Below are 12285 nucleotides of genomic sequence, written 5' to 3'. Positions count from 1 at the left end.
GCGCAAGCGAGCCCCATGCGAAGTGCCGGCTTCAGGCCTGGACCTTCACCGCGACCGACAGGTCGTTCCGCACCACCGGCAGGTCGTCCCTCGCGACCGGGAGGTCGTCGGCAATGTCGCGCATCTCGGCGAGGCTGCGCTGGTCGAGCACCTCGGCGATCGCCTGCCGGACTTCCAGCATCAGATGTCGGACTTGGCATGTCGCCTCGTTGCAGTCTTCACAGCGCTGATACTGTGTGCGGCTGGCGCAGGGGATCGGAGCCAGCGGACCGTCGAGGACGCGCACGACGTGGCCGACCTTGATCTCGTCGGCGGGCCGGGCCAGGCGATAGCCGCCCTCCTTGCCCTTCCGGCTCTGGACGAAGCCGGCATTGCGCAGCTCGCCCAGTATAGCGTCGAGGAATTTCTTCGGAATGTTGTTGCCGGTCGCGATATCGCCGACGAAGGCGAGCCGTCCGGCCGGCATGTGCGCGAGATGGACGAGCGCCTTGAGGCCGTACTTGCCTTTTTTGGTGAGCATGAACCGAACGTTTCTCTGTCGTGCGATGGCCTTAGGCCATCCGTTGCGAAACGCCTCGCGTGCCTCCCCGCCGCGCCGAAGCCTCCACGACACATAAATTCCAGTGACATGATATACAAGCCAATTGCGGTTAATCTTGCTTGATTTTCAACTCGTTGCGGCGATTTTAGGCCCGCCTTGTGATTTCGAGGACACAGACGCCAAGCTTGCTCGCATGACGGCCCGCGGCTGGGAACCGACGACGCCAGCGATCTCCACGATACGCTTGGGATGCCCTGTCATCGGCACCCCGCACCTATGTCCATAAGATTACTATACTTAGGTGCCGACACGTGGAACCTCATTCTAAATTCCGTGCCATTCGAAGCATCAGTTTGCTGGAGGTAGGGAAAACCCGGAATTCTCGTTTGAACCTGTCTGTATCTGCAACGGTCGAGGTCGAGCCCTCGGGCTAAGTTGATGGGCTCGCCGCTCTTGGACGACGGCAACCGTCACTTCCGCCGTGGCGGCCCGCCGCCAGTGGCTTTTTTCCAACAAGCTCTCCTTCCTTGGAAGGATTTAACTCTACAAGAACCATGGAATTAGCGAACTATGGACATGCAATCCGGTTTTCCCTTTTCATGGAGCCCTTTGATGCCCACCATTTCGCGACGCATTCTCCTTCTGTCGTCGGCCGCCCTCGCCGGCGCCGCCTTCCTCAGCCCGGCGCTCGCCGAAGACCTGAAGATCACCATCGGCTACCAGACGGTGGTCGAACCCTCGAAAGTGCCGCAGGCCGATGGCGCCTATGAAAAGGCGACCAAGGCCAGCATCGACTGGCGCAAATTCGATTCCGGCGCCGATGTCATCGCCGCGGTCGCCTCCGGCTCGGTCGATATCGGCTATGTCGGCTCGAGCCCGCTGGCGGCCGCCGCCAGCCGCGAACTGCCGATCCAGACCATTTTCGTCGTCGGCCTGATCGGGCAATCCGAGGCGCTGGTCGCCCGCAACGGCGCCGGCATCGAGAAGGTCGCAGACCTTGCCGGCAAGAAGGTCGCCGTGCCGTTCGTGTCGACGACGCATTACAGCCTGCTTGCCGCGCTCAAGCACGAGAATGTCGATCCGAAATCGGTCCAGATCCTCAACCTGCGGCCGCCGGAAATCGCCGCCGCCTTCGCGCGCGGCGACATCGACGCCGCCTATGTCTGGGACCCAGCGCTGGGCCAGATCAAGACATCCGGCAAGGTGGTGCTGGATTCCTCGCAGGTCGCCGCCTGGGGCGCGCCAACCTTCGACGCCTGGATCGTGCGCACCGACTTCGCCGAGAAGAACCCGGAAGCCGTGCGCGACTTCGTCAAGGTGACGGGCACCGCCTATGCGGACTATCTCGCCAAGCCCGACGCCTGGTCGGTGTCGTCGCCGCAGGCCGCCGCGATCGCCAAGCTCACCGGCGCCAAGCTGGAAGAGGTGCCGGAGCTGCTCAAGGGTTATGTCTTTCCCACCCTGGAACAGCAGGCATCCGGGAAGTTCCTCGGCGGCGGTACGGTCAGTGCGATCGCGGCGGCATCCGCCTTCCTCAAGGAGCAAGGCAAGGTCGACGCGGTGCTGCCGGACTATTCGAAATACGTCACTTCGAAATACGTCACCGAGGCGCTGGCCTCGAACTGACGCGTCGCACACGCGGCTCTCCTTCCCACGCCGCGTATTGCCTGTCCCGAAGCCGCCGACGAGGCGCGATTTCGGGGCAGGCGGATATCCTTCCAATCGGCGAGGGCCCATGCCGCATCTCGTGCTCGACAAGATCTCCATCCACTATGACGGCCAGCCGGCACCCGCCGTCGAGCACGTGTCGATCGGCGTTGCCAAGAACGATTTCGTCGTCCTTGTCGGCCGCTCCGGCTGCGGCAAGACCTCGCTGCTCAACGTCGCCGCCGGCCTGGTCATACCGGCGCGCGGCAGTGCCACGGTCAATGGCAAGCCGATCACCGGGCCCGGTTCGGACCGGGCCGTGGTGTTCCAGAACGATGCGCTGTTTCCGTGGCTCACGGCGCGCGAGAACGTCGCCTTCGCGCTCAGGCTGCGCGGAGCGAGGCCAGCCGAACGGGCGCGCCGCGCCGATGAACTGTTGGCGCTGGTCAAGCTCGCTGAAGCCGGCGACAAACGCATCTGGGAGCTGTCCGGCGGCATGCGCCAGCGTGTCGGCCTTGCCCGGGCGCTCGCCGCCGAACCCGAATTCCTGCTGCTCGACGAGCCGCTTGGCGCGCTCGACGCGCTGACGCGCGAGCGCATGCAGACGACGCTGCTCGACCTTTGGACGGCAAGCCATGCCGGCGTGCTGATGGTGACGCACGGCATCGAGGAGGCGCTGGTGCTCGCCACCCGCATCGTCGTGCTGGCGCCCGGCCCGGGCCGCGTGGTGCGAACCTTCGAGCCGAGCTTCTCCAGGCGTTACGCGGCAGGCGAGCCCATTCGCGCCATCAAGGCCGATCCGGCCTTCGCGGCGGCGCGCGGCGAACTGACCGACGCGATCTTCGAGGGAGAGGCGGCATGACCATTTCCTCCTACACCGAACGGCCCGGTTCAAGGACAGACGAAACCGACGGCCTGTCGGTGCCCTGGTCGAGGCCACGGGCGAAACGGACGGGCGTTTCGGCGCGCATGGTCAGCGCCGCCACCATCCTGGCGGTGCTGGCGCTCTGGACACTGTCGGCCCGCCTGCAACTGGTGTCGCCGGTGTTCCTGCCCTCGCCGCTTGCCGTGTGGAACAAGTTCATCGTGGTTATCAGCGACGGCTTCGTCGACGCGACGCTGCCGCAGCATGTCGTCGCCAGTCTGGGCCGGGTCTTTGCCGCGCTGGTCGCCGCCATCCTGGTCGGCGTGCCGGTGGGGCTCGCCATAGGCATCAGCACGGTGGGGCGCGGCATCTTCGATCCGCTGCTCGAATTCCTGCGGCCGATCCCGCCGCTGGCCTACCTGCCGCTGGTCATCATCTGGTTCGGCATCGGCGAGCCGTCGAAGATCCTGGTGATCGCCATCGCCATGCTAGCGCCGGTCGCGCTGTCGACCGCCTCGGGCGTCCGCGGCGTCTCGCGGGAGCGCGTCAACGCCGCGCGTTCGCTTGGTGCGACTCGACGCCAAGTGGTCCGCCACGTGATCCTGCCCAGCGCCCTGCCCTCGATCCTGACCGGCCTGCGCATCGCGCTCGGCGCCGGCTGGTCGACACTGGTCGCGGCCGAGCTGGTGGCGGCAACGCGCGGGCTTGGCTTCATGATCCAGTCGGCGGCCCAGTTCCTCGTCACCGACGTGGTGATCATGGGGATATTGGTGATCGCCGCCATCGCCTTCGTGCTCGAATTCACCATCCGCCGCATCGAGCGCGTGCTGGTCCCATGGGCGGGGCGGGAATGATCGGAAAAGGAGAATGACGATGACCCATTCCACCGCCGTGTTGTTTGCCCATGTCAGCGCCTGGCTGCTCGGCCTTGCTTCCGACGAGAACGCGGCAAGTGACGACAGCCCGCGCTCGCCGGCGCCGGTCCATCTCCGCGCCGGGCGCGATCGCCTGCCACCTCGCGACGAGAGTTTTTACTGGGCCTGGCAGTACTGGTCGCAGTGAACGCAGTCGCCACGGGCGGCGCGCTCAGCAGCGGGCGCGCTTGCTCGAAAATCAACCATGCCCACGGTTCGCCCTTACCAGGCCGGCCAGGCCGACCAGCATGGCGGCGAGTCCGATATAGAGCCATTGCGATTGGCCGGTCATGAAGCTGCCGCCGACCACGCCGATCCCTTGCAGCGACCACAACGCACCGATCGCCAGCACAATCAACGCCAGCAGATTTTTGGTCAGTCTCATTGTCGGATCTCGCTTTCCCAGTCGATCGAGAGCGGCGCCATAGCCGCGATGAAAGAGCCAAAGGAAGTGGCTCGATCCCAGCGGTTTCTACTTGGAGATTAATCCCGGATCTTGTCAAACGGATCTCGGATATCGGCACGAACATCATCGATAACTGGTGAAATCTGGTCCGAAGATCCCTGACAAACTGTTACCCCCTGACTCCAAACGTGTGATCTTGCCATGGAACCGCCAGATCACTGCCGCATTTCCTGCCTTATTTCCCACCTAACGGCTTGGGTCTGTCAAAAACGGAGCCATCCCCCAAATATGAAGACCACGAAACAGACCGCGCTTGTCGCGGTAACGATCGCTGCTGGCCTGATGGTCGGCGCCTCCGCCACTTCGGCAACCGCCGCCGCCGGTCAGTGTGGCCGCGCTTCCTGGTACGCGCTGCACTCGAGGACCGCATCGGGCGAGCGTATGAACCCCTCGGCGATGACCGCCGCCCACCGCACGCTGCCTTTCGGCACCAAATTGCGGGTCACCAACAAGAACAACGGCCGCAGCGTCGTCGTGCGGATCAACGATCGCGGTCCCTTCATCAAGGGCCGGGTGCTCGACCTGTCGAAAGGCGCCGCCGGCCAGCTCGGCTTCATCGGCTCCGGACAGACCTCCGTCTGCATGGCGCGCGTCTGATTTGACCCTCTCCTGACCATGAGCCTTCCCGACCGCGGATCAGCGCAGCAACCGGGAACTTTCGGGATCATGGTCAGGCGGGCGCGAGAGCCTGACACATATCCTACACATTTCGGCACTGCACATTGAGCCGGCTGGGCCGGCCGTGCCCGGTTTTCAAGGCCTTCGGCGAAAGAAGCATTGGTCACGCCACGTGACGTATTGCATCGCAGCAATTAGTTGTTAACTTCCCCGCGAGACATCTAGGGCTCGGCGCTGATCGTCGTCCCTTCGGTCGCGGGGTAACGTATGTTCTACCAGCTCTACGAAATGAACCACGCGGCCCTGCAGCCGGCGCGGCTCTATGCCGACGCGGTCCGGTTGTTCTACTCCAACCCGCTCAACCCCGTTTCGCATACGCCCTGGGGCCGTTCGATCGCGGCCGGCGCCGAACTGTTCGAGCGCACCACGCGCCGCTACGGCAAGCCGCGATTCGGCCTGGCCAAGACGGTGGTCGACTGGAAGAGCGTCGCGGTCACCGAGAAGACCGTCTGGTCGAAGCCGTTCTGCAATCTCGTCCGGTTCGAGCGCGCCGTTCCCCCCGGGCGCAAGGCCGACCCGAAGCTTTTGATCGTGGCGCCGATGTCGGGCCATTATGCCACGCTGCTGCGCGGCACGGTCGAGGCGATGCTGCCCTATGCCGATGTCCATATCACCGACTGGGTTGACGCCCGCATGGTGCCGCTGGCCGATGGCAGCTTCGATCTCGACGACTATATCGACTACGTCATCGACATGCTGCACACCCTGGGTCCCGACACGCATGTGATGGCCGTGTGCCAGCCTTCCGTGCCGGTGCTTGCGGCCGTGGCGCTGATGGAGGCCAAGGGCGATCCCTTCGTGCCTTCGACGATGACCCTGATGGGCGGGCCGATCGACACCCGCCGCAACCCGACCGCCGTCAATCTGCTGGCCGAGGAAAAGGGCATCGACTGGTTCCGCGACAACGTCGTCATGCGCGCGCCCTGGCCAGTGCCGGGCTTCGGCCGCGAGGTCTATCCCGGTTTCCTGCAGCTTTCGGGCTTCATGAGCATGAACCTCGACCGCCACATCATCGCCCACAAGGAATTCTTCATGAACCTTGTGAAGCACGATGGCGACAATGCCGAAAAACACCGCGACTTCTATGACGAATATCTGGCGGTGATGGATCTGACGGCGGAGTTTTATCTGCAGACGGTGGACACGGTCTTCGTGCGCCATGCGCTGCCCAAGGGCGAGATGACGCATCGCGGCACCAGGATCGATCCGTCCGTCATACGCAACGTTGCCCTGTTCACGGTCGAGGGCGAGAACGACGACATTTCGGGTCTTGGCCAGACCAAGGCGGCGCAGGATTTGTGCGTCAACATCCCGGCCGACAAGAAGGCCCACTACATGCAGCCGGCAGTCGGCCATTACGGCGTCTTCAACGGCTCGCGCTTCCGCTCCGAGATCGTGCCGCGCATCGTCGACTTCATCACCAGCTATGGCCGCCAGAACCGCGTCGCGGTGAAGCCGAAGCTGGTGCGCACCGCCAAGCGGTAGACGGTTTTGAAAACGGAACCGCCGCGGGTCCGATCCGTTGCACAAGTGCCGCTCTGCCTCCTCGCGGGTAACCATGCTGCAAATCAGGCCGATGTCGTAATTGACACGGAGTGTAAATCGCCCTTAACGTTTCGTTAACAACAGGGCGAGCGGGGACAATGAATTCCTCAACCATGCGAAGGCTGCGCGTATGCGCGGCAGCAGGGCTGGCGTTAACGGGGGGCTGGATGGCACCGGCCTGGGCTTCGGGCGCCATGGCCACCGGGGGCCTCACCTCGCAGCCGATCGGCCACTACGATTTCTGCAAGCAGCGTCCAGGCGAATGTTCGATCCGCCCGGCCAATCTCGCGCCGGCGGTGCTGACCGACGGGTTGATGCGCAAGCTGGTCAACGTCACCGCCAGGGTCAACGCCGCCGTCAAGCCGATGAGCGACATGGACATCTACGGCAAGGACGAGGTCTGGGCCTATCCGGACAAGGGCGTCGGCGACTGCGAGGACTACGTGCTGGAGAAGCGGCGCCAGCTGTCCCGCATGGGCATGTCGCTCGCCGATCTCCTGATAACCGTGGTCCGCAAGCCCGACGGTGAAGGCCACGCCGTGCTGACGGTGCGCACCGACGGCGGCGACTATGTGCTCGACAATTTGACCGACAAGGTCAAGTCTTGGGACCAGACCGGCTACCGCTTCCTCAAGCGCCAGGCGATCGACAACACCGGCCGCTGGGTCTCGATCCGCGGCGGCCAGCAGGTTCTGGTCGGCTCGGTGCAGTAGGGCCATAGCGGGGCACCTGCCTGAGGCGGCGCCACCCCGGCGCTGCCATACCGTTACATTCTGCACGTTGCGAAGCTCGCAGATCGCGGCATGGATCCTCGGGGCTGCGCGTCCGCTTCGCTCCCGCTCCGCCCGTGGATGATGAACCGTGGAGGTTCCGCAATCCCTGGGGCCTCTGCCATTGCCGCACTGCCTTGACCCACGGCTCCCTTTGGGGACCCTCCAGAAAATTTCCGCATCCCTCCGTGAACCATTTCCGTTCGCCCGGCGACACACAGCCGTGAACCGAACCAACCCAAATCATGGAGACTTCAAATGACTGCTTTTCTGCGCAACACGCTTCTCGCCGCCGCCGCCGTTTCGGCGCTCACCGGATCAGCTCTGGCCGGGCAGACCATTCCAAGCTGCGCCAACACCAACCTCAACGATTTGTGGGCCGGCCGCTGTTGCGGCGAGGCCGGCGCGTCGGACTGCCTGGGCGGTGGCAATGGCGGCCAGGGCCATGGCGACCATGGTCGCGGCGGCAATGGCGGCAGCACGGCCGGCAAGAATTGATCGCACCACGGCTGCCCGCTGGCTGCTCGCCGGCGGGCACTGTCTTCTACGATCGCCGGCCCAATGCCGCGCGGATCGAAGCGGTGATGCGCAGAAGCTCGGCCTCGTCGAGTTTCTCGATGGTCTCGGCCAGAAGATTGGCAAGTTCGGTGGCGGCGGGGGACAGGCCTGACGTATCGAGTTTCACCCGCGGATGCGAGGTTTCGGCCAGCCGCGCCAGTTCCTCGGCATCGTCCCAGATGATGTTGAAATAACCGATGATCTTCTGGATCAGCGTCCAGGTCGGCGCGCCGCGCCGGCCATGCTCGAGCGCCGAGAGATAGGCGGCGCTGACGCCGATCGCCGCCGCCATGTCCTTCTGGCTGACGCCGCGCTCGGCCCGCAGCGCCCGCAGCCGCTCGCCGAACGGCGTCACGAGCGCGCCCGCCGCAGCCTGACATAAAGCGCGCCCGAGCCGCCATGGTTGCGGGCGGCATGGTCGTGGCTGGAGACCAGCGGCCGGAACGCGGGTGTCGACAGCCAGGCCGGGACGGCGCGCCGCAAGATGCCATCGCCGCCCGAGGAAGACCCCTTGCCGGTGATGACCAGCACATAGCGGACGCCGCCGGCATGCGCCCGGTGCAGGAACGAGAACAGCAGCGAATAGGCCTCGTCCTGCGTCATGCCGTGCAGGTCGACGCGGCCCTCGATCGGCAGCCGGCCCTTTTGCAGCTTGTCCAGCGTCGGCTCGTCGAGCCGGTGCGTGACATGCTGGACCTTCGGTTTTGCCGCGCCCGGCGCATTGGCGGCGGGCTGGACCGGCTGCGCCGGCGCCGGCCTGGCATCGACGGCCATGTCCGGAATGTCGACCGCGGCGCGGCCCTTGAGCGGCTTGGCGGTGCGCGCCACCAGGTTCCACAGCACCCGGTCGTCGTCGCTGAGTTTATCGCCTCGCTTGCTCATCTCGCGCCCCTGGCCAGCGCTCGCGGCACCAGCGCATAAAAATCGGCGGCGTTGCGCACCACGCCGGCGATCTCGCCGGCGGCATCGCCCGAGCCGGCGAACAGGTCGCCCCGCGCCGGCCCTGTTATGGCCGAGCCGGTGTCCTGCGCGATCATCAGCCGCCGAAATGGGTTTTTGTCGAAGGCGGTGAGCGTCGGCGCGTCGATGTAAAAAGGCGTGCCGAATGTGTGCAGCAGCCGGTCGACGGCCATCGAGCGGCCCGGCGTCAGCGGCACCTTGGCGGCAGCGATCGGGCCAAGCGCGGCATCATCCACTGCAGCCTCGCGGAAGAAGATGTAGGAGCGGTTCTGCCACAGGATCTCGTCGACCTGCCCAGGATGCGCCTTGAACCAGGCGCGGATCGACTGCATCGTCACTTCGGCCAGCGGGATTTCGCCGAGCCCGCTCAGGATTTTGCCGGGGCCCGTAAAGCGCTGGCCTGACTTGGCGGCGTAGGTGACGCGGCAAAGCCGCCCGTCCGTCATGGCAAGCCGGGCCGCGCCTTGGACATGGATGAAGAAGGCATCGACCTTGTCGGCCAGCCAGGCAATCTCCAGCCCCTGGCCGGCGAGCGCTCCGCGCTCGATCGCGCCACGGTCGGGATATTCGGCCAGCCCATCGGCGGTCCGGCGCGCGAAGGCGAGGTAAGGATCCATCCCGGCGGGCCGGTTGGTGTCGTCGACATCGACGAGATCGGCCGGACGCGACAGCAGCGGCACGGCAAAATGCTCCGTCCGCACCGGCGAGGCCTCGACTTGCGGTTCGTAGAAACCGGTGACGAGGCCGGCGCCGGTTTCGGGCCGGACCAGCATGGGGACAAAATGGCGCTCGAAGAAGGCGCGCGCTTCGGACGAACTGGCGGCGGGGGCTTCGCGTGCTTGCGCATAGGCCTCGGCGAAGCCGCTGAAATCGACGCCCAGCGCGCCGCTGCGATAGGGTTTTACCGGCACATGGAAGGCGGACCGGACAAAGGCGGCGAAGGCCGGCAGATGGTCGTCGTCGCCCCAGCCGGGCAGGTCGCCGAAGGACCTTTCAACAAGGAGAGGCGACAGCGACACCGGAGCCTGCCTTTGCCGGACTCAGTCTTCTTCTTCGGTGGCGACGAGCTTCCAGTTCGGATCGCGCGAGCGTGTGTCGCGGGCGAAGGTCCAGACATCCTTGACCTCGGCCACCGTCTCGGGGTCGCCGTCGATCACCGTGCCGGCCTGGTCGCGCGTCGCCGAGATCAGCTCGCTGATGATGCGCAGCGTCACATGCGCCTCGCCGCCCTTCATCTCGGCCGAGACGATGTCGGCCTTGTCGATGCCGACGAAGGAGGACTGGATCTTTTCCGACTTGGCCTCGCGCTCGCCGATCGCGGCGACGAAGCCGTCATAGACCTCGCGCGACAGAAGGTTCTTCAGCGTTTTGCGGTCGCCGTCGGCATAGGCCATGACGATCATTTCGTAAGCCATCTTGGCGCCGTCGACGAACCCCTTGGGATCGAAGGAGGGGTCGTTGTCCTTGATCGCGCGCAGGCCCTTGTTGAGATCGGTGTCGGGCTTGGCGAAGGCGTCGATGGCCGTATAGGCGTCGGCCGGCGCCGGCTCGCCGGGCGCCCGCTTGCGCGGCAGCGAAACGACGTTCTCGGGCTTCTGCGTGGCGTCCTTGTCGGTGCGCGCCGCCGTGTAGGGGTCAAAGGGCGGCCGCTCGCTACCGGTCCGGCGGCCCAGCACGTTGCGCAGCTGGAAGAAGATCACCACCGCCGCGATCAGGAAGAAAATCGTGCCGAAGTCGAAGAAGCCCATATTTTCCGCCAATCAATCCCTGCCTCTAGGCCGGACCGTCCAGCCCAGCAGGCCGCGGTCGCATAGCGTTCACCATTCAAAGCATATAGAACGCAAGGCGCAATCATTCAAATCAAAGGCAGGCATACCTATCTAACAGCCTCCGTGCCAGCGGCGATTGGCCGCCAGCGGGACAAAACAATCGAATGATCGGTAAAGACTTGCGCATTTCGCTGCTTCCCCTCTTTCTCCTCGCGCTTCCGCTGCTGGAAATCGCCGGTTTCGTCGTCGTCGGCCGTGAGGTCGGCGCGCTGGCGACGGTCGGCCTGGTGCTGGCCTCGAGCTTCGCCGGCGTGCTTTTGCTGCGCCACCAGGGTTTCGGCGTCATGAGCCGCATCCGCACCGAGATGGCCGCCGGCCGCGACCCCAGCGGCCAGCTCGCCCATGGCGCCATGATCGTGGTCGCGGCGGTGCTGCTGATCATTCCCGGTTTCATCACGGACATTGTCGGCCTGCTCCTGTTCCTGCCGCCGGTGCGCGACCTTGCCTGGAGCAGGCTGAAGGGCCGCATCGTGGTGGCCAGCAATTTCTCCACCGGCGGCTTCCGCCGGCAGCGCGACAAGGTCATCGACCTCGACGACGGCGACTATTCGCGCGAGGACGACCTCAAGCGCGGCCCGGACCACAATTCGCCGTGGCGGCGGCTGAAGGACGATTGAGACTGCATCGATATTCAGGTGATGCCGGTCTGCAAAGGGCGGCTTCCTGCGCTTCCGGTGCTCACGTACTTCAAGTACGCTCCGCTCCGGTTCTCGGAAACCACCCTTTTCGCCTCGGCCTGACCTGAATCTCGATGCAGTCTGGGTCCGCTCCGGTCACACGGCGGCAAACCTTGTCTTGTCTTGCCGGCCATGGTAGCGAACGCCCGATTTCAATTCGGTCAGCCCCGATTCAATTCGGTGAGCGAGACTGCCCAGGGGAAAAGGATAGTGGCTCATGGCCAGCAATGATGACGCGCCGGTCGGCGCCAATGGCAACGGCAACGCGGCACAGCCGTCGCTCAACGTGCTGGCCCAGTATGTGAAGGACCTGTCCTTCGAAAGCCCCGGCGCGCCCAACTCGCTGCGCGGCCGCGACAAGGCGCCCGGCATCGCCATCAACGTCAACGTCAACGCCAACCCGCTCTCCGACAAGCAGTTCGACGTCAATCTGACGCTGAACGCCAAGGCCTCGTTCGACCAGGAAGTGCTGTTCAACGTCGAGCTTGTCTATGGCGGCGTCTTCGCCATTTCGGGTTTCCCGCAGGAGCACATGCTGCCGATCCTGTTCATCGAATGCCCGCGCCTGCTGTTCCCCTTCGCCCGCCAGATCATCGCCGAGGCGACGCGCAATGGCGGCTTCCCGCCGCTGATGCTGGACCCGATCGACTTCGCGCAGATGTTCCAGCAGAAGCTCGCCGAAGACCAGGCCGCGTCCTCAAAGACCCAGGTGAGCTGATCCTCGGCTGACAGGCATCGCTTGAAAAACCCGGCCTAGCGCCGGGTTTTTTGTTCTGGTGGATTGACCATTCGCGCCATGGGTCGACCCCCACTCCGTCGAGCTTCGCTCGACACC

General features: G+C 65.0%; 16 protein-coding genes. 10 read left to right on the top strand and 6 right to left on the bottom strand.

Annotation, left to right across the window (positions count from 1 at the left end; all coding sequences use genetic code 11):
* Nucleotides 1-31 precede the first annotated feature (31 nt).
* Nucleotides 32-520: an RrF2 family transcriptional regulator gene (locus tag LB516_RS27200; protein WP_140619852.1), complete on the bottom strand. Its 489-nt coding sequence runs from the start codon at nt 518-520 to the stop codon at nt 32-34.
* A 633-nt stretch (nt 521-1153) separates the two neighbouring features.
* On the opposite strand from LB516_RS27200, the gene tauA reads away from it, so the two are divergent.
* From tauA to LB516_RS27180, 4 genes are all read left to right on the top strand, one after another.
* Nucleotides 1154-2167, top strand: coding sequence for a taurine ABC transporter substrate-binding protein (tauA, locus tag LB516_RS27195; protein WP_140876043.1), 1014 nt, complete (start codon nt 1154-1156; stop codon nt 2165-2167).
* A gap of 109 nt (nt 2168-2276) precedes the next feature.
* Nucleotides 2277-3050 (top strand): taurine ABC transporter ATP-binding protein, encoded by a 774-nt coding sequence (locus tag LB516_RS27190; protein WP_140660309.1) that lies wholly within the window; start codon nt 2277-2279, stop codon nt 3048-3050.
* Complete coding sequence (locus tag LB516_RS27185) at nt 3047-3907, top strand: ABC transporter permease subunit (protein WP_140660310.1); 861 nt, start codon at nt 3047-3049, stop codon at nt 3905-3907. The genes LB516_RS27190 and LB516_RS27185 overlap by 4 nt, the downstream gene beginning before the upstream one ends.
* 19 nt (nt 3908-3926) lie before the next feature.
* Nucleotides 3927-4115, top strand: coding sequence for a hypothetical protein (locus LB516_RS27180; protein ID WP_224599507.1), 189 nt, complete (start codon nt 3927-3929; stop codon nt 4113-4115).
* 51 nt (nt 4116-4166) lie between these two features.
* Here the strand turns inward: LB516_RS27180 and LB516_RS27175 are convergent, their stop codons facing one another.
* Entirely contained in the window at nt 4167-4352 is a 186-nt protein-coding gene (locus LB516_RS27175) for a hypothetical protein (RefSeq protein ID WP_224720697.1), read from the bottom strand.
* Between the two features lie 309 nt (nt 4353-4661).
* On the opposite strand from LB516_RS27175, the gene LB516_RS27170 reads away from it, so the two are divergent.
* The 4 genes from LB516_RS27170 (at nt 4662) to LB516_RS27155 (ending at nt 7924) form a co-directional block, all read left to right on the top strand.
* The gene (locus LB516_RS27170) at nt 4662-5030 is read left to right on the top strand and encodes a septal ring lytic transglycosylase RlpA family protein (protein WP_015314729.1); all 369 of its coding nucleotides are present in this window, start codon (nt 4662-4664) and stop codon (nt 5028-5030) included.
* 288 nt (nt 5031-5318) lie between these two features.
* Nucleotides 5319-6596, top strand: a complete 1278-nt coding sequence (locus LB516_RS27165; protein WP_140660312.1) for a polyhydroxyalkanoate depolymerase — start codon at nt 5319-5321, stop codon at nt 6594-6596.
* 158 nt (nt 6597-6754) lie between these two features.
* Nucleotides 6755-7369, top strand: a complete 615-nt coding sequence (locus LB516_RS27160; RefSeq protein ID WP_140619860.1) for a transglutaminase-like cysteine peptidase — start codon at nt 6755-6757, stop codon at nt 7367-7369.
* 315 nt (nt 7370-7684) lie between these two features.
* The gene (locus tag LB516_RS27155; protein WP_140619862.1) at nt 7685-7924 is read left to right on the top strand and encodes a hypothetical protein; all 240 of its coding nucleotides are present in this window, start codon (nt 7685-7687) and stop codon (nt 7922-7924) included.
* Nucleotides 7925-7970: 46 nt separating this feature from the next.
* Here LB516_RS27155 and LB516_RS27150 read toward each other — a convergent pair whose 3' ends face one another.
* Genes LB516_RS27150 through LB516_RS27135 form a run of 4 tightly spaced genes read right to left on the bottom strand, consistent with a single transcriptional unit; the run spans nt 7971 to nt 10692 of the window.
* Nucleotides 7971-8339, bottom strand: coding sequence for a helix-turn-helix domain-containing protein (locus LB516_RS27150; RefSeq protein WP_015314733.1), 369 nt, complete (start codon nt 8337-8339; stop codon nt 7971-7973).
* On the bottom strand, nt 8336-8866 hold the full coding sequence (locus tag LB516_RS27145; RefSeq protein ID WP_224720696.1) for a Smr/MutS family protein: 531 nt from the start codon (nt 8864-8866) through the stop codon (nt 8336-8338). Before LB516_RS27145 ends, LB516_RS27150 begins: the two co-directional genes overlap by 4 nt.
* A complete protein-coding gene (locus LB516_RS27140) occupies nt 8863-9963 on the bottom strand; it encodes a murein transglycosylase A (protein ID WP_224720695.1) in 1101 nt (366 codons plus the stop codon). The genes LB516_RS27145 and LB516_RS27140 overlap by 4 nt, the downstream gene beginning before the upstream one ends.
* A 21-nt stretch (nt 9964-9984) precedes the next feature.
* Nucleotides 9985-10692, bottom strand: a complete 708-nt coding sequence (locus tag LB516_RS27135) for a Tim44/TimA family putative adaptor protein (RefSeq protein WP_015314736.1) — start codon at nt 10690-10692, stop codon at nt 9985-9987.
* A 200-nt stretch (nt 10693-10892) separates the two neighbouring features.
* Between LB516_RS27135 and LB516_RS27130 the strand changes: the two genes are divergently transcribed.
* Together LB516_RS27130 and secB are read left to right on the top strand one after the other, a co-directional pair.
* On the top strand, nt 10893-11390 hold the full coding sequence (locus LB516_RS27130; protein ID WP_318011851.1) for an FxsA family protein: 498 nt from the start codon (nt 10893-10895) through the stop codon (nt 11388-11390).
* 277 nt (nt 11391-11667) lie between these two features.
* Complete coding sequence (secB, locus tag LB516_RS27125) at nt 11668-12168, top strand: protein-export chaperone SecB (RefSeq protein WP_015314738.1); 501 nt, start codon at nt 11668-11670, stop codon at nt 12166-12168.
* Nucleotides 12169-12285 lie beyond the last annotated feature (117 nt).

This window comes from Mesorhizobium sp. CO1-1-7 (genome assembly GCF_020164885.1).
Classification (GTDB): Bacteria; Pseudomonadota; Alphaproteobacteria; order Rhizobiales; family Rhizobiaceae; genus Mesorhizobium; species Mesorhizobium australicum.
The sequence above is the reverse complement of the archived record's forward strand: the minus strand, read 5'-3'. Positions and strand labels throughout refer to the sequence as shown.